Here is a 23,715-nt window from a genome sequence, read left to right as displayed (position 1 = left end):
GTCCACCTGAAGGTCAAAATAAAAAAGAGAGCAGCATGCTCTCTTTGGGTGATTTCAGTGAATGATTAGTCCTGGTGCGCAGGAAAATGGTGGGTGTACCAATGTTGTGCAATATCGTTACGACGACAGACCCATACTTTGTCATGGCTCTGTACATAATCCATAAAGCGCTGCAAGGCTTTGAAGCGTCCCGGACGTCCGAGCAGGCGACAGTGCATGCCAATTGACATCATTTTTGGTGCAGTTTCCCCTTCACTGTAGAGCACATCAAAGGCATCTTTTAAATATTGGTAAAATTGCTCACCTGAATTGAAACCACCCGGAGAGCTAAACTTCATATCATTGCACTCTAATGTATAGGGGATGATCAAATGAGGGCGTTTTTGACCATTTGGTTCAGTTAAGGTGCTCCAAAATGGGAGGTCATCACCATAATAATCAGAGTCATATTTAATCTGAGAAAATTCAGCTAATAATTGACGTGTATTAGGACTGTCGCGTCCGGTATACCAGCCAATTGGCGTTTCACCAAAGAGTTCAGTCAGCACGCTTAAGGCCTGATCCATATGCTGACGTTCAATTTCAATATCCATATCCTGATAATGCAACCAGCGCTGACCATGTGAGACCACATCATAATCAGCCGCCTTAATGGCCTCGACGATATAAGGATTACGAGCCAGTGCCATACCGACTCCAAAAATTGTCATAGGCCAGCCACGTTTTTGAAACTCCTCATGAATACGCCAGAAGCCAGCACGTGAACCATATTCATACATTGAATCCATGGAGCGGTGTACTGCTGGAAAACTGGCAGCACCCACGATTTCGGACAGAAACTGCTCGGAACCGCTATCACCATGTTCGACATGATTTTCACCGCCTTCTTCATAGTTCAATACAAACTGTACCGCGATCCGGGCAGCATTGGGCCATTGTGCATGTGGGGGAGTGCCGTGATAGCCGATTAAATCGCGTGAATATTCTTGCTTTTGTATCGTTTCAATCAATTGTTTTCCGCGTAAGTAAGCAGTTGTCACTATTGGTTGTCCTTTTGCTAAAAAAATCAAAATATCACTTGCATATTTTTAAGAGAGGACCGATATTCAAAGTATAAGGACACGGTTCTGCAGACTCAAAAATGTGTTCATCATTCAATGTGGAGGGTTAATCCAAAACGATTTGAAGAAGTGAAATGCAATACAAAACAGCAAGCTACAAACGTGCCAAGATAAAAAATCTGCACTAAAAAGTTACAATGATTTGAGGATGGTATTTTATGAACATTGAACTCCGTACCGATAAAAATATTCGCAATAGTGATCGTCTAATTACTTACGTTCGTACCGAATTAAATCAAGAATTCCAGCGCCACAGTGAGCGTATTACCCATTTCTCAGTGCATCTTAGTGATGAAAATGCCGCAAAAGGTGGCGATGATGATATTCGCTGCATGATCGAAGCACGTCCTGCTGGCTTGAAGCCAATTGTGGTCAACCATCATGGTCACAATATTGATACCGCAATTCGTGGGGCCATCGACCGTTTAAAACGCAGCCTGGAACATGTAATTGAGAAAAAAGACAATGTGCGTGGTAATCCGCTAAAACTTGCCGAAGAAACGGTTACAGATATAGAAGAATAAAAAGTTTACAGATGAAAAAGGCCCCTACGGGGCTTTTTTCAATTTTAGATAAAATAAACGAATGAGAATAAAACAAATCCTGCTTTATTCGGCATAATAGTCGAAAACGAATTGAAGTGAGCTCCATCATGTTAACTGCGCAACAACAGCTTTTTGTGCAAGCACTCGAAGAACTGGATCTGAATCAGGTGAAAAAGCTCCTGGCAGATGGACTCAACCCAAATTTTATTGATATGGAAAAAGGTCCGGTCATTTCTGTCTGGTCAGATGGTCTGTTCAAATGGTGGGAAGAAGTTTGCGAGGCTTATGAAGCAGGCAATGTTCTATCTAACGAAGAAAAACAACAGAAGCTTCAAGTGCATCTTGATATTCTGGATGCCCTGATTGCAGCCAAAGTGAATCTGCACTTGTGGGATGCCGAAGAAATTTATGGTCCACTTTGGGACGCCGCCAGTGCTGCCTGTGTACCGGCCGTACAACGTTTACTGGATGAAAATGTCGATCCAAATACCCGGGATGAAGACGGCCTGACGATTCTATCTTCAATCTGTGATCTGTTCTTTGACTGTGACTTTGATGAAGTTAACTGGGCAGAAGCATTAGAAGAAGAAAAGCAGACACTGGAACTGCTGCGTAGCCGTGGCGCGAAGATGTCCAAAGAACTCGGTTAAGACTTAAAAAGAAAGAGTAGCAATCTATGACAACATTAAAGACATTGGGTTTTGTGGCACTGGCAAGTGCGAGCGCGCAGGTATTTGCTGCAGATTTTGCTTTCGACCGTCCAGGCACGGGGTTTAGTACGACGACAATACCAGTAGGGCAGTTAGCCTGGGAACAGGGCCTGCCTTCTGCCAGCTATGTTGAATCAGGCAATGACTATAGCACCACACTCAATGCCGATATGTTGTTGCGTACCGGTTTAAGTGACAGCCTGGAATTACAACTGGGCTGGCAGGGTCCATCCTGGTCTAAAAGTAAAATAGATGGCATTAAATCAGAAGATGATGGCCTCGGTGATATCAGTATTGGTTTGAAAAAAGCCATTGATCTGGATGATGAGCGACTTTCGATGGCTTTACTGGCTGAAGCACTGATTGCGACGGGTAATCAAGGCTTTAGTAATGAAGAAGATATTTATAGTTTAAGTTCAGCTGTGGCTTATCAATATAATGATCTGGTCAATACTTCAATCACCATGCGCTATGAATGGCAAGATGACCAGTGGGCCGTCCAAGCCGTACCCACACTGGAATATAAAATTACTGACAAATGGTCAGGGTTCTCGGAATTTGTCTATCGCAAGGCTGAAAGCCAGGATTATGAATATGGGCTAGGTACAGGCGTAATGTATGCCCTGAATGATCGTGTTCAGCTGGATGCCAGCGTGGGCGTGGATCTGAATGGTGCTGACAAGAGTTATACCTCAGGTCTGGGCGTAGCGTTCCTGTTCTAGGAGTTTTGACCAGTCGTCATGGATGCCGAAAAACTGAAAGCCTGGAGTAGATCTGGCTCCCGAATCCTGTTCGGGAGCCTGCTGCTGAGTTGTGCAGTACAGGCGCAAGCACCTTTATTGCCGCCTGATCAGGCTTTTCCATTTACGGCGATTTCCAGCAGTTCGCAGCGGGCGGAACTGAGCTGGGAAATTCCTGAAAATTATTATATTTATCAGCATATGGTAGAAGTTCAGCAGGGTGGCCAAACAATGCAACTGGATTTGCCACCCGCTGAAGACTTGCATGATGATAATTACGGTCAGACTCAGGTTTACTATCAACAATTACAGTTCAATATTCCGACACAAGCCTCGCAAACCTATCAGGTGACCTGGCAAGGTTGTGCCAAAGATCGGCTCTGCTATCCGCCACAAACAGTTGAATTTAAAACTGATCTGTCCGGTTTGGTGCAATATCAGCTTACAGCAGCTAGTTCTAAACAGTTACTTGATCTGAGCAATTCATCAGACCAGCAAAATACTATTCTGAATAATAGTTCTGAATCTGTCGAGGTGAGTACATTAGATAGTAAGGATGGCTCCAGCTTTGCTGCCAAAGACCAGAAATGGTCTGAACAACTGGCAGAAAGTTCATTAGGCTATGGCCTGTTGCTGTTTTTTGGCTTAGGTATGCTGCTGGCTTTCACGCCTTGTTCCTTGCCAATGTTACCGATCTTGACCTCACTGATTGTGCGGGATCGACGCGGAATGCAGGCCTGGATGGTTGCCTTGTGCTTTGTCACCAGTATGGCTCTGGTCTATGCATTACTAGGCTTGATTGCTTCTTCTGCCGGACTGAATTTCCAGCGCTGGCTACAGCAGCCCGCTACTTTAATTACCTTTAGCTTATTATTTGTGGCTTTTGCCCTCAACCTGTTTGGTCTGTTTGAAATCAAGTTGCCACAGCGTTTGGTACATCGACTGGATCAGGTTCAAGCCATGCAGCAGGGTGGGACTCTGGTCAGTGCCAGTATTATGGGCATGGTTTCAGCACTGTTGGTGGGTCCATGTATGACAGCACCGCTGGCAGGGGCATTACTGTTTATTTCTCAAACCCAAAGTCAGTGGCAGGGTGCTTTGCTTCTATTTACCTTAGGCTTTGGTATGGGAGCTCCTTTGCTACTCGCCAGTGTTCTCGGTTCGCGTATATTGCCTAGAGCGGGACATTGGATGAATCAGGTCAAGGTTCTGTTTGCTTTTATCATGCTGGCGCTGGCATTGTATTTTATCCGCCCCTTGATTTCAGAAGCAACACTACAGTGGCTCTCTCTTGGGTTGGGCTTAAGCTTTGTGGCCTACATATTGGCACGGCTGTTCTGGAAAAATACCGGACTGCGATGGTTGTATATTATCTGCCTGGCAACGGCAGTGCCGTATATTATTTATAGTCAGTATCAGCACAGTCAGCGCTTGTTTGTTGAAACTTCTGAGCAACAGGCGATTTGGCATGTCGCAGCGACTGCTACCGATTTTGAGCAGTTACTGGCTACAGTACCAAAAGGGCAGCGAGTTATTATCGATGTCTATGCCGACTGGTGTGTGGCCTGTCAGCCTATCGAACACCGGGTGCTAAAATCAGCTCAGGTACAGCAGGCTTTGGCACCGTATTTTTTGATTAAACTGGATCTCAGTCATTATGATGTAACGCATCAAGCACTGTTAAATCAGTGGGAAATTCTAGGTCCACCTACATATCTCTTCTTGAATGATCAACAACAGGAAATTCGCGGCTTGCGTTTGACTGGGGCTTTTACTGAAGCTGAATTATTAGAACAAATAGAACGTTTTGCTCAAGCGCAATAAAATAATTTTATGCAGTGTGCAATTATGGAAAAGTCAATTAAATCACAAATGATGCAGTTGCATCCCGCCATCAAGTGTAGCGTTATAGGCTTTAACCAGATTACGACCACTCGCTTTGGCCTGATACAGGGCTTTATCTGCCTGACTCAATAACTGTTGTGGGCGAAGTTCTGGACTAGATAATGCAATACCAAAACTTGCAGTGACATGAATGCGCTGACCATCATCACTATAAATTTCCAGCTGCTGAATTGCAGCACGGCAACGTTCTGCAACCTGACGCGCCTTTTCCAGATTGGAATTTTTCAGGATCAGAATAAATTCTTCACCACCAAAACGGCCAACCACATCACTTTCACGTAGCAGCAAGGTGAGCACCTCACTAACCCGGATCAGGGTTTCATCACCTTTATGATGCCCATAGTAATCATTAATTCTCTTGAAATGATCCAGATCTAACAAAACTAAGGCATAACTTTCCAGTTTCACGCTATTCAGTTTATCCAGACATTGATTGATACTACGTCGGTTAAACAGATTGGTTAATGGGTCAATCTGGCTTAGGTGCTGGATCAGTTTTTCACGGTGTCGCCACTGGCTGAGCAGGATTTCAAACAGCATCATACAGATAGCCAGAATAGGCAGAATAAAATACAACATGGATACCAGCCAGAAACCGTTATAGAACAGTTTGCCTGGAATGGTAAAAAGTGGTGAATAAGTAAGCTGACCGGTATAGCTCAAATAACCGCAAATACTGAGAAAAATTGAGGCTGGAATCAGCATGCTATATACCAGCGTTCGAGAAAACAGGACCAGCCCTACCGTAATCAGGCTCACATAGGCAATCATGGCTACTGGGCTGACGACACCAACAATATAGGCATCACGGCAAAGGGAAACCACAAAGATGCCAACTGAGATATAGGGCAGATAACGTTCGATGCGGGTGTTATTTCGAAATTTATAACAGGGATAAATCAGGCAAAGCAAAATCAGTAAAAACAGGCTATTGAGGATAATCTGCATTTTTGCCACGCTTATATCCACATATTGCCAATATTCAGGACTGAGTAAAACAAAGATATCCCAAAGCATCCAGCTGAGATGGATACCACAGCCAAGTACAAGCATGAGGATACATTTTTTCAGTACCCCCCAATTCATCACCACTTCTTCTTCAACCAGATACTTGGTAATTTTATACTTGAAAATAGCTTGCAGAGCAGGCGAGATACGCTTCATACAAGGCTGTATCCTATAATGACCATTCTAAATTATAAATATCGTAATAAATAAAATGTTTTATTTCTTTGGCTTAAGATAACATGAATATACTGCGAAAGAGAATGGTTATATTTTGTACAGCTGGGTCATTTTAGTAAAGTTTGAAATTTACATTGTTGTAACATGCGAAAAGATTACAGGATGGGCAGGTCACAGTGATGCATTTGGCTTTTTAAATATTTACCAAATAGAAAATTTTCCTGCACCATCCTGAAAATTGAAAATATAAAAACTGGGCTTTTAGTCCCGATCCAGACGGTGTGCAAAGTTTGCTAAATCAGCCAGAGATTGTCGGGCCTCATCAAACCAAGCGCTAAACATCTGAAAATTGTGCCACATACCTGTATATAGTTTGAACTCTACTTCAACCCCTGCTGCGAGGGCCTTATCACGGAGACGCTGCGCATCATCCAGCAGAATTTCCTTGGAACCGACCTGAATATGCATGGGTGGCAGACCAGTTAAGTCGGCAAAATAAGGTGATACTTCAGGATTGCCATGCTCAATCGACGAAGGTACATAGTATTGAATGCCACTTTCTAATGTTTCAATGGATAACAGGGCATCATGTACCTGATTGTAGCGCAAGGATTCACTGGTCAGGGTCAGATCAACAAATGGAGAAAGCAGGATCAGACCACTGGGCTGCGGAAGTTCCAGTTTTTGAATTTTCAGGGCTAGCGCCAGTGCCAGATTTGCTCCACAAGAATCTCCAGAGAGAATGATGTCTTTGGCTTGCACGCCTTGATCTAACAGTTGCATATACACATTGAAAACGGCATCCAGGGCGGCTGGATAAGGTGCTTCAGGAGCAAGTGGATAATCTACATGCAGCACCTGCATCTGGGTACGGGCAGCAATCTGGGTCATAAAAGCACGATGGGTCTTCATTGAACCCAAATAAAAGGCACCCCCATGAATATGGAAAATCAGCTGGGTAGCTTCTTGCTGTGGCTTGATTTCCTCTGCATTCAGCCCTGCCAGTTTTAAGGATCGTATTTCAATATTTTTGTCTACAGGAAAAAGTTTGCAGAACTGCTCAAGGGCTTTTCTGAGCGCAGCAGGCGGGAGATTAAACTGGCTGGGTTTACGGATGGAAATCTTTAAAATCGTTTCTGTAATTAACTGTTTCGTAAGGGGACTAATCTTCATTTTCTTTCCATCTTTTTATGTTTTCATTGGTCTGGTATGTTATTTACCAACAATATTTACAAGGTTACACTAGATAGTCACATCCAGAAATTGAAAAATTGTTGTGACTTAATTAATACTACAACGGTCTACTCACAGACTTAGGGAAAGAAACAAAAATGAAAAAAATCGCGCTTATGTTAGGACTACTGGGTTTAAGTGCATTGGCGAATGCCGCAGATCCTTTAAACGGAACAGTCTGGAAAACAATTGATGACAAAACCAATCAGCCAAAGGCGATTGTAAAATTTACTGAACAAAGCAATGGGACTTTAAGTGCCAGCATTCAGAAGGTTTTGACCAAAGGTGAAGAAAATGCCTGCACAAAATGTGAAGGTCCATATCACAACAAATCTCTGAAAGGCCTGACCATTGTTAAAGGTCTGAAAAATGTTGGCGGTACCAACTATGAAAGTGGTTCGATTCTTGATCCGCAATCAGGTAAGACCTATAAGCTAAAAGGTAACCTGGCTGATGGTGGTAAGAAGCTGCAACTACGTGGCTTTATTGGTGTAGCAGCGCTGGGCCGTAACCAGACCTGGATTCGTGCAAACTGATTCTGAGTCTGAGACTGTTAAAGCCTGACGATTGTCAGGCTTTTTTGTGGCTATAAATCGGTTGCTATATTGAACTTTATTATCAGTTCGCTTTAATTATTCAGCGCACGATAGGCAGTCTCATCAAAACCCGCGATAAAACCTGAACCGGTTGCCAGAATTGGACGTTTAATCAGACTGGTATGAGTCATTAAGGCAGCAAGCAGATTCTCTTCATTTGCCAAGGCGGTTTGCTGCTCTTCTTCACTGAGTTTGCGCCAAGTGGTACCTTTTTTATTCAGCACAACTTCCTGACCCAATGTATCCAGCCAGGTTTTTAGAGTTTCAGCATCGATTCCCTGTTTTTTATAGTCATGAAACTCATAGCTCAAACCCAGTTCACTCAGCAGATCAAATGCTTTCTTCATTGAATTGCAATTTTTAATTCCATAGATCTTCAACATGATCATCACCCATCTAAATTTTACTGTAGCTTAGCGAAATTTAATGATTACAACCATGAGTAGGAAGCAAAACCCAGGTAAAAAATGAGATAAAAATAGATACATAGCAGATACAGGAATGTCATGAAATTGACATCCGATTTGTGCAAAATAGTGATGAAGATAAGGGCGCAGAATAAAAAGAAATGAGAAGCGGCTAATGTTATAGAGACGCTAAAATGAGAAAACCCGCATCTAATCATCCTGATTATGCGGGTCTCATCTCAACGTCCGATGTCACATCCATGCAAAACAAGCTAAATCTTGTAGTCTGTTTTATTTCTTCCTACGGCTTCCTGTCCTTTTGCTGTCATCCTGACATGTCCTTGTGCCGTGTAAATATAATGCTGTGTATTTAGCTTTAAAAATAGCTGTTAATACGTCTTGTTATGTAAGTGATTAACACCAACTCAGTGAACAATTGTTCACTGAGTTTATCTGTGGGATTAAAGTTTGTAGTCAATAATTACTGGAGCATGGTCACTAAACCATTCATCTTTATACACCCAGGCATTTACGGTACGCTCTTTCCAGTCGGGTGAACAGGCTTGATAATCAATCCGCCAGCCTACGTTTTTGGCACGGGCCTGGCCGCGATTCGACCACCATGAGTATAGCTCAGCTTCTTTGCGTACTTCACGGAAAGTGTCGACGTAGCCCAGATCATCATAGATGTGATCTAGCCAGGCGCGTTCATGTGGCAAGCAACCCGAGGCTTTCTGGTTACCTGACCAGTTTTTAATGTCGATGCGTTTATGCACGATATTGTAGTCACCACATACAATGATAGATTTATCTTCATCGCGCCATTGTTTCAGGATCTTTTTATATTCATCCAAGAAGTGATCTTTACGCGCCTGTGCTTCATCACCCGATGAACCGGATGGCAGATACAGCGAACAGATATGTGCTGTTTTCTCTAAACCTAAGTCAAATTCGGCAGCAATAAAGCGGCCTTGAGAATCTGCCAGTTCAAAGCCCAGACCATCGGTCAGGGAAACAAAAGGCAGGCGGCTATAAATTGCGGTACCGGCATAACCTGGACGTTCAGCCGGGAACAGGTGTGTATACCAACCTTCAGGTTTAAATTTATCGGTCCACTGCGCATGGGTAATCCGGCTTTCTTGCATGCAAATCACATCTGCGTCAGATTTTTCCATCCACTCCAGCAGACCTTTGGTCACGGATGAACGTAAGCCGTTGACATTAATTGAAACGACACGAAGAATTTTTTGATCACCTGGATAGCTACTCTTTGGTATCATGCGCAAGTCTTACCTTAATTAATGGATTTAGGAGCACCTCATGTCAACGCCAGCTCAGTTTAACCCGCAAGCTTTTATCGAACTCGCATTATCACGCGGTGTGCTTAAATTTGGTGAGTTTACTTTAAAATCAGGTCGTGTGAGTCCTTATTTTTTCAACGCAGGTTTGCTGAATGATGGCGAAGCGTTGACTGGCCTGGCATCTGGCTATGCAGCAAAACTGACTGAATGTGACAATGTTGAAGTGATCTTTGGTCCTGCATATAAAGGTATTCCATTTGTGGCGGCAACCGCAGTTGCATTATCGCAAAATCATGGCGTGAGTGTGCCTTGGGGCTTTAACCGCAAAGAAGCCAAAGATCATGGCGAAGGCGGTGTACTTGTTGGTGCTGCTGTAGAAGGTAAAAAAGTCTGGATCATTGATGATGTGATTACAGCAGGTACTGCAATTCGTGAAGTGGTCACCATCTTGAAAAATGCCGGTGCGCAAATCGCGGGTGTGCTGGTCGCATTAGACCGTCAGGAAAAAGGTCAAGGTGAGCTTTCTGCGATTCAGGAAGTACAAAAAGAACTGGAAATTCCGGTGCATGCACTGATTACCATGAAAGACTTGATGGATTACCTCGATACTAAAGGCGACAAAGACGCGTTAGCAAAAATGGAAGACTATCGTTTGAAATATGGGATCTAAAATTTCAGTGTTTGTATAAAAGAAAGGGAAGCTGAGGCTTCCTTTTTTTATAGTTTATTTAGTAAAGGTATATAAAGTTGTGAAACTTATTGAAATATTAAATATGAAACATAAAAAATCATTAAAAAATCTATTTGAAAAACATAAAATTTCATATTTAAATAAGTATTTGATTTATATTTAATAATTAAATTGGTTTTGTACTGTATGCGTTATATTAATTCTAGAAAATTATATAATTTTTATGAAAATAACATAATAAAAGAAAAATTCAACCATCATTATAAAACTTAAATTCATACCAATTTTTTAATGCTTTATTTAGAAAATAAGATAAATCTGCTACATTAAGAATTAGATTATAAAAAAGATGGTGGCAGTAATGAAAATTAAACATCCCATTCTAAAATTGATCCTAAGCTGTCTATGCTTAAATTCAACATATGTAATAGCCTCTCCTGTCTTTCCCAATAATAGTAAAATCCAAACGTCTAATATCTCTAGCAAAACGCCAGGAACAATCTTATCCATACAAGAAGAGAATATCGATCTGTTTACGAATGCTTCACAGCGGTTCTTAATCACTTATCGTAGTAGAGGAATACAGTCCGAACCTATTGTTACTTCCGGGTTTATCTTATTGCCTAAAGGCAATCCTCCTAAAGATGGCTGGCCAGTTTTGGCCTGGGCACATGGTACAACCGGTGTAGCAGATACTTGTGCACCCTCTGCAGACTATGTCGATGGACCAGTTCATGTATATCAGCAAATAGCTGCTAAAGCTTTAAATGCCTGGCTTGCGCGAGGATATGCAGTTGTTGCACCAGATTATCAGGGTCTAGGAACTCCAGGTGGTCATCCCTATATGAATGCACAAAGCCAGTTGCACACTGTCGTTGATGCCGTACGGGCGACCCACCTTTTAAAGCCTTATAAATTTAGTAAAAATTGGTATGTTATGGGTCATAGTCAAGGAGGCGCAGCTTCCCTTAAGGTTGCTGCTGATGGCCTAAAAAATGCACCTGAACTCAATTTAAGAGGTGCCATTGCACTCGCACCAGGTGGCTATCAATACCAAGGAATCGCTGAATACGTAGAAACCCATTCTCAAATTGAAACAAGTGTTGCGGCATTTTTTCCAATCGTTCTTCTCGGTGCGGAAGCTGCAGATCCTAGCCTTGCTCCAGCAAATTTAGTTAGCCCAGAAATGGGAGAAATTCTAAACTATGCACGTAGTCGCTGTTTGTCAGAATTACAATCTGATCTAAAGGCAGCACCTAAAACAGTTTTTAAACCGAATATAAATTTGACACCTTTGACAAATTATTTAAAAAAACAGTCTATTGAGAATATGACACCTACTGTGCCGCTTCTAATTGTACAAGGTGATAAAGACCAGCTTGTAGATTATCGTGGTACTTATGCTTACTATCAGCAAGTATGTAAGAAGCAAAAACCTATTTCCTTTCACCCCGTCAAGAATGGAGATCATCGTGACTCTTTTAGACAAAGTGAATTCCTGATTGGAAGCTTTATCAATTCAGTTGAACAAGGGAAAACTGTAAATACCTGCAATTCAAAATGATACGGTAGATTTAGGATTTTGAACTCAAAATAAAGCTACGCAGTATAAAAATTAAATATTTCGAGTTTTAATATACAAATGGAAATAAATCAAAATGATGCCACCAAGTTTATTATCACTGACGAATAAAATAGCACTTGTAACAGGCGGTGCAGCAGGTATTGGGAAAGCCAGCGCTCTCATTCTTGCACAAGCAGGCTCGGACGTTATGATTGCCGATTTAAATTTAGAAGCAGCTAAACATACAGCTGAAGAGATCAAGAAGCTAACTGGACGCAACATAGAATATGTTGCATGCGATATTCTGCAAGATGATCAATTGGTCAATGCAGTGAATAAAACAATCGAAACTTTTGGTCACATTCACATCTTAGTGAACAATGCTGGAGGAGGTGGCGGTGGCCGTGAATCTCCTGATCAAATTACCGTAGATACTATAGAACGTGATTTTCAGCTTAATGTGTTTGCTGCTTGGCGATTGTGTCAACTCGTCGCACCGCATATGAATAAAGCGGGTGACGGCTCAATCATAAATATCAGCTCTATGAGTTCAATTAACAAAAGCCCTGCTATGAGTGGATATGCATCATCAAAAGCTGCTTTAAACCATATGGTCGCTAATTTGGCACATGATTTTGGTCCAAATATACGTATTAATGCTGTAGGTCCTGGAGCGATTCGTACCGCAGCACTAGAAAAAGTACTGAAGCCTGAGATTGAAAAAACAATGCTTTCTCACACACCATTACAACGGTTAGGTGAACCTGAAGATATTGCGAGAGCAGTGTTATTCTTTGCCTCACCTATTTCATCATGGATTTCTGGACAAACCCTATTTGTAAATGGTGGGGGTGTACAAACACTTGATTAAAGAGTGCTGTCTAAAGTCTAAAATTCTTATAAATTGAATATGAGGTGCAATCTGTATTTGGATACATGACAACAGACTTAAAGCTACACAGATCCCAGCTAGCCGCTTCCATTTAGCATAATGGACATTATATGAAATCTAGCTCATACCAAAATGATATATAAGGAATTGACCCCTAAATCGTCAGGATCAATTCCTTTTTTATAATCTTCAGAAAGGGTAGAAGCTAAAATCTAAACTTCATCCCAAGCCCATAAATCCAATCTTTTTCAGAATTTGACATGAGCTGATCATTTTCCCACTGGCTTTCCTGCTCGTAACGGTAGGCAATATCAATATAAGGCATGACCTGCTTCGTTATTTCATAACGGGTATTCAAACCCAATGCAGCTTCACGCAGTCCGGTCTTTTCTGCATAAGGGGAACCATCATTTAAGATCGCTTCCACTTGCAGATAAGGTTGTAGAATCAGTTTTTGAGTCAAAAGCAGATCGCGTTCAGCCTCAAAATTCAATGCTACATAGTCATCCTGACCCACTTCCAGATAAGCCGAAGTTTCAAAGAAATATGGTGCCAGCCCATGTAAACCAAGCACGGCATTCCAGTGTTCCTGTTTGGTGTATTGCTGGTTCACTTCAAGCGAATGTTCCTGATAACCCAGACCGGCCTGCATATCCCAGAAGTCCGAAACCATACGGCTATATAGCAGTTTGGTAGCGTATTCATCTGGTCTGGACTCAGTCTTTTCAGCTTCCAGTTTAAGCACCAGCCTGTTTTCATCCGTACCAATTTTCAGTTCATTGTCTGACTGAAATTTGCCATGACCATGTCCTGTAGTTTGCCAGCGCTGATCCAGTTCAAGCACAGTATAAATCTGTCCACCATGCTCGTGTTTATGCTCATGGTCAGTCTTCTTTACCCTGTCGGTGGAAACAACAGATGGGGAGGGCTGGGTATCTATACGATGTTGCTGATGTATATGAACAGAGGCAGATTCTTGCATCATGGTGTGATCATGCTGCATCGTTTCGGCAAATACGGTAGAACTCATCAGCAAACTAACTGCCAATGACAGGGAGCGCTTTATTATTTTAATGGTGTGCATGAGCATCTCCTTGTGATTGAGCTGATTGCGGTTTAGCAGTCCCATTGATGCGATTATCATTGACATGTGCCACAATCAGTTTGTTCATCATACCAGCGCTCATGTGATAGAGCAGGTGACAGTGAATTGCCCATTCACCCAGTTCATCGGCAGTCAGTAGCGCAGTGACTGTTTTGCCGGGTGGCACCACAATGGTGTGCTTATTTGGCAGATCACCTGCAGGCTGACCATTTTCCAGTTGCATAAACATGCCATGCAGATGCATTGGATGTGCCATCATGCTGTCATTGATGAATTTCAGCCGGATACGCTGACCATACTTCACCTGCAAAGGCTCGGCTTCGCTATATTTCTTGCCATTGATGGTCCAGATGTAACGCTCCATATTGCCACCGAGACGGATCACCAGTTCCGATTCCGGTTCACGAACATCCGGCTGAGGAAATAAGGATTTCAGATCACGATACTGCAGGGCTTTATGCCCCACAGGTGTGGACGCATTGGCCCAGCCTTCAACAGGTCTGGCAGGCTGTTTTTGTTTTGGCATGGAATGCTGTGCATGCAGATCGTGTTGAGCAGGCTCATCATCTGAAGATTTTTCCGAATGCATGCTATGACCAGCAGGCATATGCTGTGGCATTTCGTGTTGTTCACCATGTCCCATATCCTGCATGGTTAATAAAGCACGGGGACGGACTGCAGGTTGGCTGATGTGATGTGGCATGGCCTGTGTCTGGTCATGCAGGCTGCCCAAGGCAAAGCCGGAACGGTCAATTGATTCCGCCTGTATCTGATAGTGTGCTGCAGTGGGTTCTACAATCACGTCATAGGTTTCTGCGGCACCGATGCGGAATTCATCAATACTGACCGGTTTGACTGGCTGGCCATCAGCACTGACTACAGTCATTTTCAGATTTGGAATACGTACATCAAAAAAGGACATGGCTGCGGCATTGATAAAGCGTAGACGCACTTTTTCATTCGACTGGAACGGTCCGGTCCAGTTCTGTTCAGGCGTTTTGCCATTTACCAGAAAAGTATAGCCGCTGACATCGGACAGGTCGGTTTTGAGCATGCGCATCTGGTTCCACATCTTGCGGTCTGACCAGGTTGCCTTAAGACCATCACGTTTGATCTGCTGCCAAATATCACCCACTGTTTCACGCTGGTTCTGGTAATAATCTGCTGATTTTTTCAGGTTATTCTGAATAGACTGGCTGCTCTGTTCATGAAATTCTGAAAGCATCACCACATAGTCACGCTCAGTTTTTTCATGGGCAGGAATCGTATTTCGATTTTTAGGGTGAATCAGCAGCGCACCGTACAGCCCATCCTGTTCCTGACCTTTGGAGTGGGCGTGATACCAGTAGGTACCATTCTGGCGTACCTTGAAACGGTAGCTAAACTTCTGTCCAGGCTTAATGCCCTGAAATCCGTTAAAGCCAGGCACACCATCCATCAGGCCGGGTAATAACAGGCCGTGCCAGTGCAGGGAAGAATCCTGATGATCCAGATTATTCTGTACATGAATAATTGCTTCATCGCCCTCTGTAAATTCAAGTGTCGGAGCCGGGAACTGACCATTGACGGTAATACGCTGCACAGGTTTCCCGGTCAGATTGAGTTTACCGTCATCAATAATCAGATGGTATTCTTTCACTGCGGCAAAAGCAGAGGACGAGATCATACATAAGCCTACAAGCAGGCTGTGACGAAATTTGATAGACATAACTTGATCCTGAAATTTATTAAAAATATTTAAAAATTCGGATCAGGTTTTGGGAGGGCGGAGAATATCTTGCCAGTAACCGCTAAGGTGACGGGCAATATAAGGGAAAGAAAGTTCGGTATTGGCTTCGTAGGGGTGCAATATAGTCAACGGCTGTGGTTCGGTATTTAACCAGCTCATCATGCTTTGGCAGGCACTAAAGTTACAATCGAGACATTCATGTTGTTGAGTCGAAGCTTGATTATCACAGTGTTGAGAAGCGGGAGCATGCGTTGCATGTTCTATGGTAGCCATCTGTGAGGCGTGCTGATCACCATGTACCATTTGTTTGGCACAAGGCTGTTGTTGCATTTGAATCAGATGCCTGGAGTTCGCGGATGCTACGGACATAGCGCCCCAGCCGATGGCAAAAACCATCAGCAGAATAAACCAAGCCTGTTGAAAAAAGCGTTGCAGCACGAAGCACCTTGAATCGCAGAATGCGTATTATTTTTAAGCATAAAAGTTCTGCAGGGATTTGGCAATAATACAGGAGCACTTAACAATGCAGATAGCTTAAATATTCCAAAGAAGCTGAAAGATTTATTTAAAAATTAGAAAGCTTGTGATAAGCAGTCAGGGTTATTCTAATCAATCATCTTTATCGGACTGCTGTGTTTCCTCACATTTTTTGCAGTCCAGTTCTATGCCCAGTTTTTCCCTTCGACCTGATTCAGTCATGACCCAGGGACGGTTTTGCCAGGGCGGATCATGCCGTACATGTTGACCATGTCCACAGGCCAGTTCAGCGACCCAATGATTTTCCTCATCTAAATGAAAACCGACGATAGCTTGCAACATCTTTAGATTCATCCTTAACACAAGAATGCATACATACTCATGCAAAATCTGAATAAACAAAAGAATAATCTCGGCTATACTCATTGCCAAATTCATTTTGAAAAAAGAGCACAGAAATATGCGCGTACTTGTTGTGATGGATCCCATCGAAAATGTAAACCTGAAAAAAGATTCAACCATGGCGATGCTTTGGGCAGCCGCACGCCGTGGTCATGAACTGGGTTATGCATTACAGCAAGATTTGTATATTGATCAGGGTAAAGCATTTGGTTTGATCTCATCGCTACAGGTGTTTGAAGACTATAATCATTACTATGAATTAGGTGAAAAACATAAAGAATCCATCGCGGCATATGATGTGGTGTTAATGCGTAAAGACCCACCTTTTGACATGAATTTTGTCTATGCAACTTATATCCTGGAACAGGCTGAACGTGAAGGTGCCTGGATCATTAACAAGCCGCAAAGCCTGCGAGACTGTAATGAAAAGCTGTTTGCCACCCAGTTCCCGGAACTGCAAGTACCAACTTTAGTGACTTCACAACAAAGCCTGATACGTGAATTCATTAAAGATCATGGTGATGTCATTGTTAAACCCTTAGATGGCATGGGGGGAATGGGGATTTTTCGTCTGTATCAGGACGGAGTAAATATCGGTTCGACTATCGAAATCCTGACCAATAATGGGACTCAGCCCATCATGGCACAACGTTATATTCCAGAAATTGTTGAAGGCGATAAACGTATTTTGATGGTGAATGGTGAACCGGTACCTTACTGTCTGGCACGTATTCCCCAAAATGGTGAAGTGCGTGGCAATCTGGCAGCAGGTGGTCTGGGGGAAGCGCGTCCTTTAACTGAAAATGATAAAGCCATTGCTGCAAAAGTTGGCCCATTTTTACGTGAAAAAGGTCTGGTCTTCGTGGGTCTGGATGTGATTGGTAACTATGTTACTGAAATTAACGTGACCAGCCCAACCTGTATCCGTGAAATTGATACCCAGTTTGGGACTTCGATTGCGGATGACCTGTTTGATGTGCTGGAAGCAGGGGTCAAGCAGGCCTAAGATTTGCAGTTATAAATAAAAAAGAGCCTCTATTGAGGCTCTTTTTATTTACCATGCCGTCGGAACAGATAGCTGCTCATCATCAGACCGAGTATCGAAAGGCAGGCAGTAACCAGTGCAATATTGGCCCATTGTCCGGTCGTAGAAACCAGTGATGCACTCAGTGGCGGGACAAAAAACTGTGCAAATGCCGAAACTTGAAGAACAAGGCCGACACTGGCTGCCGCGGTATTGGCCTGAGGTGCATATTTCAGGGTAATGGCAAAAACAGTCGTCGGAATAATTCCGCCAATCAGTGAAAACAATACAGCACTCAGTACCTGTAATTCCAGCATCAACCAGGAACGCGCGGCAAAGGCCAGAAAGCTGGTCAGCATCATGCTGATAAAACCAGTCCAGAGCAGGGTTTTCGGCTGCCAGCCACGTTGCAACAGCATACCGGCACCAAAGGTACCACCCAGATTGGAAACCACGACCAGTGAAGCCAACATACCTGCAGTTTTTAAATCAATCTGATTCGCGACATACATACTCGGTAAAAAGCCGATTACAGTCAGCCACTGACTGGTATAACAGGCAAAAATTACCGCCAGACATAAAATTGGTGGATGAGTAATGGTGACCCGAACAATTTCCCAGAAAGAAGAACTGGTAGCCGATGATGATGCGGTTTCAGAGGTGGGTACTTGCGGTTCAAGATGCAGATAACGATGTACCATTAAGGCAATCAACAGACACAATCCACCGAGTAAAACCCAGATAGTCTGCCATTGCAGCCATTCCAGCAATATCGGAATACACAGAACGGCTAGACTCACCCCTACACCCATATAGGAACTCCACAATCCCATCTTGAAATTCAGATGTTCTGGTCGGCTGATCCTTTTCAGAATGGCTGGTGCACACAGGGAGATGGTCAGGAAGCCGATGCCTTCGGTAAAACGAAAAAAATATAATGCAGCGACATGTTGAATCCAGAGTCCTGCAATACTGCTGAACCCTAGAATCGTTAGTGCCAGAATCAGGCAACGTTTTAGACCAAATTTTTCAGAGAATGCACCAATACTGAGTGCAAACAGTATGCCCGCGCCTTGAACCAGAGACAGGGAAAAACCTGCTTGGGTAAAACTGAGTCCTAAGTCCTGCTGCAAAATTGGAATTACCGCAGAGAGTTTGCCGACATGAATGGCGGCCAGATAACCTGCCAGGATCACCCAGCTGTCATGCACTGAAATTTTTGACATCTGTCATCGCTTTATCTGTTAAATCAATTCATTAAAGAATTGATGGTATTTATTAAGAATATAAATAACATAGAAAAAGAATAAATTTCATGCTGTTTAGACCTAAGTTTAGGTCTGAAAAATAGTGATCAGTGCAATAATGTTTTCGCTTCATCCTGCGATAAAATCTGTTTTATATCTATAAAAAAGAAATCATTGAAATCAATTAATAAAATCCGTTTTTTTTCTGAAAATTGAATAAAAATGCAGACCTGATTATAAATACAGTTTAAACTTTAAAATCGTGTGAAAAAAAACAATGAAACGCTCGTTGAAATAAAGTAAATAAACTTTCATGGCTTAGCGATTGTGATTACAATTGACGACTTAAATTACACATCCTGTTTATATTTTAGAATTGAAGAATTAGACCGTGACCGATGCTCAGCAAAAACAGCCTAAACATGTCATGATGATGGCCGCAGGTACCGGTGGACATGTATTTCCAGCGTTAGCCGTTGCAAAAGACTTAGAACAGCAGGGGATCAAAGTGTCCTGGTTGGCAACTCCGGCAGGCATGGAAAACCGACTTTTAAAAAACCATAATATTCCAATTTATCAGATTGATATTCAAGGCGTGCGCGGCAATGGCGTAGTACGTAAATTGGCGGCACCGTTTAAAATTCTAAAAGCCACTCTTAGCGCCATGAAGTATATGAGGCAGCTGAAGGTGGATGCTGTCGCCGGTTTTGGTGGCTATGTCGCCGGTCCAGGTGGTCTAGCAGCGCGAATGCTGGGCATTCCCGTGATTATTCATGAGCAAAATGCTGTAGCCGGTTTTACCAATACCCAGCTGTCCCGTATTGCCAAAAAAGTCTGTCAGGCATTTCCGAATACTTTTCCGGCTCAAGATAAAATTGTCACTACAGGCAATCCGGTACGTAAAGAAATTACTGAAATTTTCAATCCGTCCTGGCGTTATCAGGAACGGGAAAAAGCTGGCCAGCCACTGCGTATTTTAATTGTCGGGGGGTCACTGGGCGCTCAGGCACTCAATGAACGTGTGCCCGAAGCCTTAAAACAGCTGAATGTCCCATTGAATGTTTATCATCAGTGTGGTCAAAATCATGCAGATGCGACGCGTGCCCGTTATGCTGATGCACCTGCAACTTTAAATATTGAAGTACAGCCATTTATTGAAGATATGGCACAGGCCTATAGCGATGCGGACTTAATTATCTGCCGTGCCGGTGCGTTGACCGTAACTGAAATTGCCACAGCAGGCGTGGCCGCAATCTTTGTGCCATTACCAAGTGCGGTAGATGATCACCAGACCGCCAATGCCCGATTCCTGGCGAATCTTGGCGCAGCGAAAATCTGCCCGCAAGCCACAATGACCCCAGACAGTTTAAAAGCGCTGCTGGAACCGATGCTGAATCGCCAGCTTCTTATGGAAATGGCTGTAAAAGCACGCCAGCAGGCTCAACCAGATGCAACCCAACACGTGGTTCGTTTAATTCAAGAATTGTAAACCGAGTAAATTATGTCTCCATCAACTCCAGCTGACCAAGCGAAAAAATTAATCAAAGTGCCAGAAATGCGCCGTATCAAACACATTCATTTTGTGGGGATCGGCGGTGCTGGCATGTGTGGCATTGCTGAAGTATTGAAAAACCAGGGTTATAAAGTCTCTGGTTCAGATATTAAAGCGTCCAAAACCACGGCTCAGCTGGAAGAAAACGGAATTAAGGTTTACATCGGTCATGCCGCTGAAAATATTCAGGGTGCCAATGTCATTGTGGTTTCAACCGCAATTGATCCTGAAAATCCGGAAATTAAGACTGCGATTGAAAAGCGTATTCCAGTGGTTCGCCGTGCTGAAATGCTAGGTGAATTGATGCGCTACCGTCATGGTATTGCGGTAGCAGGTACTCATGGTAAAACGACAACCACCAGTCTGGTGACTTGTATGTTGGCCGAAGAAAATCTTGATCCCACCTATGTGATCGGTGGCTTGCTGAATCGTACGGGTGTGAATGCTGCATTGGGTGCCAGTCGTTATATCGTGGCAGAAGCAGATGAATCAGATGCCTCTTTCCTGCACCTGCAACCAATGGCGACCATTGTCACCAATATCGATGCTGATCATATGGATACTTATGGCGGCAGCTTTGATGTGCTGAAAGATACTTTCGTTCAGTTCCTGCAAAAACTTCCGTTCTACGGCCTAGCCGTGGTATGTGGTGATGATGCCAATATACGCGAAATTATGCCGCGGATCGGTCGCCCACTCCTTACCTATGGTTTCAATGAAGACAATGACATTCGTGCGGTTGATATTGAACAGGATGGCATGCAGTCGCACTTTACGGTATTGCGTAAAGATCGTGAGCCGCTGCGTGTTACGATCAATATGCCGGGTGCACATAATATTCTGAATTCACTGGCAGCAATTGGTATTGCGACTGATGAAGGTGTTTCTGACGCTGCGATTTGCCGTGCCCTGGAAAGCTTTAGCGGTGTTGGTCGTCGCTTCCAGGTGCAAGGTCAGTTCGAGCTTGAAGGCGGTGATGTGAAGCTGGTGGATGACTATGGTCACCATCCTAAAGAAGTTGAAGCAACCATCAAGGCGGCACGTGCCAGTCATCCAGACCGTCGTCTGGTAATGATGTTCCAGCCGCACCGTTTTAGCCGTACCCGTGACTGTTTTGAAGACTTTGTCGATGTATTGTCCACGGTAGATCAGTTGTTATTACTGGAAGTTTATCCAGCAGGGGAAAAGCCAATCGTTGGTGCAGATAGCCGTGCTCTGGCGCGCAGTATTCGTCTGCGTGGTGAGGTAGAGCCGATTCTGGTTGATCCGGTTGAAGGAAACCTCAGCAATGTCATGAAAAATGTGCTACAAGCAAATGACCTGCTGCTGACTCAGGGTGCCGGTAATGTAGGTGCAATTTCAATTGAACTTGCTCAGAATCATCTATATGTAAAATAGTCGCCGTGTGTGGCTCAGATAGAATTGACCAGATTTAAAAGTTTAAGGATATAAACGTGTCAAATGCTTCAAAATTCGGAAAAGTTGCCGTATTGCTTGGTGGTAAATCTGCAGAGCGTGAGGTTTCGCTAGACAGTGGTACGGCAGTGCTTGAGGCATTGCTGCGTTCTGGGGTGAACGCAGAAGGCTTCGATCCTCAGGAGCGCAGCATCACGGAACTGACAGCTTATGATCGTGCTTTCATCGTACTGCATGGTCGTGGTGGTGAAGATGGGCAGATTCAAGGTGCACTGGAGTGGCTGAATATTCCTTATACCGGTACAGGCGTACAGGGTTCAGCGATTGGTATGGACAAGGTTAAAACCAAGCAGGTTTGGCAAGGTTCAGAACTGCCAACAGCACCTTACCGTATTGTGACCAAAGATTCGAATGCTGAAGAAATCGTTGCAGCACTGGGCTTGCCACTGATTATCAAGCCAGTGCATGAAGGCTCAAGCATTGGTATGAGCAAGGTTGAGAAAATTGAAGACTTTGCCACTGCCATTGCGAAAGCGACTGAACATGATGCCATTGTGATGGCGGAGAAATGGATTACCGGCCGTGAATTCACTATTGTCTTGTTAAATGGTCAGGCACTTCCGGTAATTCGTTTGCAACCACCAGAAGATGTGGCTTTCTACGACTATGAAGCCAAATATAACCGTAATGATGTACAGTACGGCATTCCATGCGGTCTAAGCGAAACAGAAGAAAAAGAACTGCAAGCATTGGCTTTACGGGCTTTCCAGGCAGTAGGTGCTAGCGGTTGGGGCCGTATTGATGCCATGCAGGATCAGGACGGTAAGTTCTGGCTACTGGAAGTAAACACGGTGCCAGGCATGACCAGTCATTCTTTGGTGCCAAAAGCGGCAGCAGCAGTAGGCTATAGTTTTGAAGCGCTATGTGTGGCGATTCTGGAACAAACTCTGAACGGTGTGGCTCACTAAGATATGGCTCAACTTCCTGCATCCATGCGCCGCAAACGTGCTGCGATTACATCAATTCACGACAAGCCGCCCACACGAAAAGAAAAAATGGCCAATCTAGGTGGTTGGTTACTGCTGTGTGTGGCGTTTGTGGTACTTGCTGCAGGAATACTGGGATTCTATCGTGTTATGACCGATGCCCAGGTAGCAGAGCTTGAGGTGATTGGTTCTCGTTCGGCGGCAGAAGAACGTCAGATCCTGCAACATGTATCGCCAATTATTACCGAAAATTATTTTACCTCGGATTTAAGATCAGTCCGTGATAAAACTCTAGAATTATCTTGGGTAGATCGTGTTGTGGTATCACGTGCCTGGCCGAATGCAATTCGGGTACGAGTAATGCCGCACCATGCAATTGCACGTTGGGGCACTGGACGTCTGCTCAGTGATAGCGGGAAAATTTTTACTGAAGTACTTCCTCGCAGTTATCCTGAATTACCGTTACTGCATGGTCCTGCCAGCCAGGCCAAAACCATGATGCGTCGCTATAACGAAATTAATCAGCTGTTCGCACCGCATGGCATTCGTTTAAAAGAATTATATCTAACAGAGCGCATGACATGGTTTATGCAGTTTGATTCGGGATTACGCGTGATTGTGGATCAGGATCAAACCATGAGCAAGCTGCAACGTCTTAGCCATCTTTCCTATAGCGATTTGAAGCCAGTTTGGTCTAGAATTTCTTCAATTGATCTGCGCTATAGAAATGGGCTTGCGATTCAGTGGAAGAATGCAGTTCCACCAAAGATACAAAATGGTCATTTTATTGTAACGAATAATGACACCGGCGTTGAGAACGGCGTTACAGTAAAGCCATAATGTTCGGCTTTGAAAAATAGAGGCTTAGAGCCATAAATTAAACACAG

23 protein-coding genes are annotated in these 23,715 nt (G+C 43.6%); 13 read left to right on the top strand and 10 right to left on the bottom strand.

All coding sequences use genetic code 11. From position 1 onward, the window contains the following. Positions 1 to 65 precede the first annotated feature (65 nt). Positions 66 to 1,040 carry an allantoinase PuuE gene (puuE, locus tag FSC11_RS14185; protein WP_163167571.1) on the bottom strand — a complete coding sequence of 325 codons (975 nt, stop codon included), beginning with the start codon at positions 1,038 to 1,040 and terminating at the stop codon, positions 66 to 68. 239 nt (positions 1,041 to 1,279) lie between these two features. Between puuE and FSC11_RS14180 the strand changes: the two genes are divergently transcribed. From FSC11_RS14180 to dsbD, 4 genes are all read left to right on the top strand, one after another. Beyond that, the gene (locus tag FSC11_RS14180; RefSeq protein WP_004813805.1) at positions 1,280 to 1,645 is read left to right on the top strand and encodes an HPF/RaiA family ribosome-associated protein; all 366 of its coding nucleotides are present in this window, start codon (positions 1,280 to 1,282) and stop codon (positions 1,643 to 1,645) included. Between the two features lie 128 nt (positions 1,646 to 1,773). Then, the gene (locus tag FSC11_RS14175; RefSeq protein ID WP_004890821.1) at positions 1,774 to 2,316 is read left to right on the top strand and encodes an ankyrin repeat domain-containing protein; all 543 of its coding nucleotides are present in this window, start codon (positions 1,774 to 1,776) and stop codon (positions 2,314 to 2,316) included. A gap of 26 nt (positions 2,317 to 2,342) precedes the next feature. Next, positions 2,343 to 3,098, top strand: coding sequence for a transporter (locus FSC11_RS14170; protein ID WP_163167569.1), 756 nt, complete (start codon positions 2,343 to 2,345; stop codon positions 3,096 to 3,098). Positions 3,099 to 3,116: 18 nt separating this feature from the next. Beyond that, complete coding sequence (gene dsbD / locus FSC11_RS14165) at positions 3,117 to 4,940, top strand: protein-disulfide reductase DsbD (RefSeq protein ID WP_163167567.1); 1,824 nt, start codon at positions 3,117 to 3,119, stop codon at positions 4,938 to 4,940. Between the two features lie 42 nt (positions 4,941 to 4,982). Here dsbD and FSC11_RS14160 read toward each other — a convergent pair whose 3' ends face one another. Together FSC11_RS14160 and FSC11_RS14155 are read right to left on the bottom strand one after the other, a co-directional pair. Next, positions 4,983 to 6,185, bottom strand: a complete 1,203-nt coding sequence (locus tag FSC11_RS14160; protein ID WP_163167564.1) for a GGDEF domain-containing protein — start codon at positions 6,183 to 6,185, stop codon at positions 4,983 to 4,985. Positions 6,186 to 6,467: 282 nt separating this feature from the next. Beyond that, entirely contained in the window at positions 6,468 to 7,379 is a 912-nt protein-coding gene (locus FSC11_RS14155) for an alpha/beta hydrolase (protein WP_163167562.1), read from the bottom strand. Between the two features lie 158 nt (positions 7,380 to 7,537). Here FSC11_RS14155 and FSC11_RS14150 point away from each other — a divergent pair, with 158 nt between their 5' ends. After that, positions 7,538 to 7,975: a DUF2147 domain-containing protein gene (locus FSC11_RS14150; protein ID WP_004813793.1), complete on the top strand. Its 438-nt coding sequence runs from the start codon at positions 7,538 to 7,540 to the stop codon at positions 7,973 to 7,975. A 92-nt stretch (positions 7,976 to 8,067) separates the two neighbouring features. Here FSC11_RS14150 and FSC11_RS14145 read toward each other — a convergent pair whose 3' ends face one another. Together FSC11_RS14145 and FSC11_RS14140 are read right to left on the bottom strand one after the other, a co-directional pair. After that, a complete protein-coding gene (locus FSC11_RS14145) occupies positions 8,068 to 8,418 on the bottom strand; it encodes a Spx/MgsR family RNA polymerase-binding regulatory protein (protein WP_163167560.1) in 351 nt (116 codons plus the stop codon). Positions 8,419 to 8,903: 485 nt separating this feature from the next. Beyond that, entirely contained in the window at positions 8,904 to 9,722 is an 819-nt protein-coding gene (locus tag FSC11_RS14140) for an exodeoxyribonuclease III (protein ID WP_163167558.1), read from the bottom strand. A gap of 40 nt (positions 9,723 to 9,762) precedes the next feature. Here FSC11_RS14140 and pyrE point away from each other — a divergent pair, with 40 nt between their 5' ends. The 3 genes from pyrE (at position 9,763) to FSC11_RS14125 (ending at position 12,869) form a co-directional block, all read left to right on the top strand. Next, the gene (gene pyrE, locus FSC11_RS14135; protein ID WP_004813787.1) at positions 9,763 to 10,413 is read left to right on the top strand and encodes an orotate phosphoribosyltransferase; all 651 of its coding nucleotides are present in this window, start codon (positions 9,763 to 9,765) and stop codon (positions 10,411 to 10,413) included. Between the two features lie 370 nt (positions 10,414 to 10,783). After that, positions 10,784 to 11,998 (top strand): alpha/beta hydrolase family protein, encoded by a 1,215-nt coding sequence (locus FSC11_RS14130; RefSeq protein WP_171521720.1) that lies wholly within the window; start codon positions 10,784 to 10,786, stop codon positions 11,996 to 11,998. Positions 11,999 to 12,095: 97 nt separating this feature from the next. Further along, positions 12,096 to 12,869, top strand: a complete 774-nt coding sequence (locus FSC11_RS14125; protein WP_163167804.1) for a glucose 1-dehydrogenase — start codon at positions 12,096 to 12,098, stop codon at positions 12,867 to 12,869. Positions 12,870 to 13,095: 226 nt separating this feature from the next. Here FSC11_RS14125 and FSC11_RS14120 read toward each other — a convergent pair whose 3' ends face one another. The 4 genes from FSC11_RS14120 to FSC11_RS14105 all read right to left on the bottom strand — a co-directional run bounded on the left by FSC11_RS14120 (position 13,096) and on the right by FSC11_RS14105 (position 16,543). Beyond that, on the bottom strand, positions 13,096 to 13,974 hold the full coding sequence (locus FSC11_RS14120; protein ID WP_163167553.1) for a copper resistance protein B: 879 nt from the start codon (positions 13,972 to 13,974) through the stop codon (positions 13,096 to 13,098). Next, complete coding sequence (locus FSC11_RS14115; RefSeq protein ID WP_163167551.1) at positions 13,961 to 15,703, bottom strand: copper resistance system multicopper oxidase; 1,743 nt, start codon at positions 15,701 to 15,703, stop codon at positions 13,961 to 13,963. Before FSC11_RS14115 ends, FSC11_RS14120 begins: the two co-directional genes overlap by 14 nt. 42 nt (positions 15,704 to 15,745) lie before the next feature. Continuing rightward, positions 15,746 to 16,162, bottom strand: coding sequence for a hypothetical protein (locus FSC11_RS14110; RefSeq protein WP_163167549.1), 417 nt, complete (start codon positions 16,160 to 16,162; stop codon positions 15,746 to 15,748). A gap of 171 nt (positions 16,163 to 16,333) precedes the next feature. Then, a complete protein-coding gene (locus tag FSC11_RS14105; protein WP_004813770.1) occupies positions 16,334 to 16,543 on the bottom strand; it encodes a DUF3565 domain-containing protein in 210 nt (69 codons plus the stop codon). Positions 16,544 to 16,661: 118 nt separating this feature from the next. Here FSC11_RS14105 and gshB point away from each other — a divergent pair, with 118 nt between their 5' ends. After that, positions 16,662 to 17,609 (top strand): glutathione synthase, encoded by a 948-nt coding sequence (gshB, locus tag FSC11_RS14100; protein WP_163167547.1) that lies wholly within the window; start codon positions 16,662 to 16,664, stop codon positions 17,607 to 17,609. A 44-nt stretch (positions 17,610 to 17,653) separates the two neighbouring features. Here gshB and FSC11_RS14095 read toward each other — a convergent pair whose 3' ends face one another. Next, positions 17,654 to 18,853: an MFS transporter gene (locus tag FSC11_RS14095; RefSeq protein ID WP_163167545.1), complete on the bottom strand. Its 1,200-nt coding sequence runs from the start codon at positions 18,851 to 18,853 to the stop codon at positions 17,654 to 17,656. A gap of 412 nt (positions 18,854 to 19,265) precedes the next feature. On the opposite strand from FSC11_RS14095, the gene murG reads away from it, so the two are divergent. Genes murG through FSC11_RS14075 form a run of 4 tightly spaced genes read left to right on the top strand, consistent with a single transcriptional unit; the run spans position 19,266 to position 23,668 of the window. Beyond that, entirely contained in the window at positions 19,266 to 20,363 is a 1,098-nt protein-coding gene (gene murG / locus FSC11_RS14090) for an undecaprenyldiphospho-muramoylpentapeptide beta-N-acetylglucosaminyltransferase (RefSeq protein WP_163167543.1), read from the top strand. Positions 20,364 to 20,375: 12 nt separating this feature from the next. Continuing rightward, positions 20,376 to 21,824 (top strand): UDP-N-acetylmuramate--L-alanine ligase, encoded by a 1,449-nt coding sequence (murC, locus tag FSC11_RS14085; protein WP_163167541.1) that lies wholly within the window; start codon positions 20,376 to 20,378, stop codon positions 21,822 to 21,824. A 56-nt stretch (positions 21,825 to 21,880) separates the two neighbouring features. Then, a complete protein-coding gene (locus tag FSC11_RS14080) occupies positions 21,881 to 22,810 on the top strand; it encodes a D-alanine--D-alanine ligase (protein WP_004813759.1) in 930 nt (309 codons plus the stop codon). Between the two features lie 3 nt (positions 22,811 to 22,813). Continuing rightward, positions 22,814 to 23,668 carry a cell division protein FtsQ/DivIB gene (locus FSC11_RS14075; protein ID WP_004813757.1) on the top strand — a complete coding sequence of 285 codons (855 nt, stop codon included), beginning with the start codon at positions 22,814 to 22,816 and terminating at the stop codon, positions 23,666 to 23,668. Positions 23,669 to 23,715 lie beyond the last annotated feature (47 nt).

The sequence above is a fragment of the Acinetobacter schindleri genome, from assembly GCF_010918895.1.
Classification (GTDB): domain Bacteria; phylum Pseudomonadota; class Gammaproteobacteria; order Pseudomonadales; family Moraxellaceae; genus Acinetobacter; species Acinetobacter schindleri.
Note: the sequence above shows the minus strand (reverse complement) of the source record. Positions and strands in the feature narration are given on the sequence as shown.

Bases quoted from the DNA above. Each gene is read 5' to 3' on its own strand.
- FSC11_RS14180 (WP_004813805.1), top strand. From the start codon at position 1,280: ATGAACATTGAACTCCGTACCGATAAAAATATTCGCAATAGTGATCGT.
- FSC11_RS14175 (WP_004890821.1), top strand. From the start codon at position 1,774: ATGTTAACTGCGCAACAACAGCTTTTTGTGCAAGCACTCGAAGAACTG.
- FSC11_RS14170 (WP_163167569.1), top strand. From the start codon at position 2,343: ATGACAACATTAAAGACATTGGGTTTTGTGGCACTGGCAAGTGCGAGC.
- dsbD (WP_163167567.1), top strand. From the start codon at position 3,117: ATGGATGCCGAAAAACTGAAAGCCTGGAGTAGATCTGGCTCCCGAATC.
- FSC11_RS14160 (WP_163167564.1), bottom strand. From the start codon at position 6,185: ATGAAGCGTATCTCGCCTGCTCTGCAAGCTATTTTCAAGTATAAAATT.
- FSC11_RS14155 (WP_163167562.1), bottom strand. From the start codon at position 7,379: ATGAAGATTAGTCCCCTTACGAAACAGTTAATTACAGAAACGATTTTA.
- FSC11_RS14150 (WP_004813793.1), top strand. From the start codon at position 7,538: ATGAAAAAAATCGCGCTTATGTTAGGACTACTGGGTTTAAGTGCATTG.
- FSC11_RS14145 (WP_163167560.1), bottom strand. From the start codon at position 8,418: ATGTTGAAGATCTATGGAATTAAAAATTGCAATTCAATGAAGAAAGCA.
- FSC11_RS14140 (WP_163167558.1), bottom strand. From the start codon at position 9,722: ATGATACCAAAGAGTAGCTATCCAGGTGATCAAAAAATTCTTCGTGTC.
- pyrE (WP_004813787.1), top strand. From the start codon at position 9,763: ATGTCAACGCCAGCTCAGTTTAACCCGCAAGCTTTTATCGAACTCGCA.
- FSC11_RS14130 (WP_171521720.1), top strand. From the start codon at position 10,784: ATGGTGGCAGTAATGAAAATTAAACATCCCATTCTAAAATTGATCCTA.
- FSC11_RS14125 (WP_163167804.1), top strand. From the start codon at position 12,096: ATGCCACCAAGTTTATTATCACTGACGAATAAAATAGCACTTGTAACA.
- FSC11_RS14120 (WP_163167553.1), bottom strand. From the start codon at position 13,974: ATGCACACCATTAAAATAATAAAGCGCTCCCTGTCATTGGCAGTTAGT.
- FSC11_RS14115 (WP_163167551.1), bottom strand. From the start codon at position 15,703: ATGTCTATCAAATTTCGTCACAGCCTGCTTGTAGGCTTATGTATGATC.
- FSC11_RS14105 (WP_004813770.1), bottom strand. From the start codon at position 16,543: ATGTTGCAAGCTATCGTCGGTTTTCATTTAGATGAGGAAAATCATTGG.
- gshB (WP_163167547.1), top strand. From the start codon at position 16,662: ATGCGCGTACTTGTTGTGATGGATCCCATCGAAAATGTAAACCTGAAA.
- FSC11_RS14095 (WP_163167545.1), bottom strand. From the start codon at position 18,853: ATGTCAAAAATTTCAGTGCATGACAGCTGGGTGATCCTGGCAGGTTAT.
- murC (WP_163167541.1), top strand. From the start codon at position 20,376: ATGTCTCCATCAACTCCAGCTGACCAAGCGAAAAAATTAATCAAAGTG.
- FSC11_RS14075 (WP_004813757.1), top strand. From the start codon at position 22,814: ATGGCTCAACTTCCTGCATCCATGCGCCGCAAACGTGCTGCGATTACA.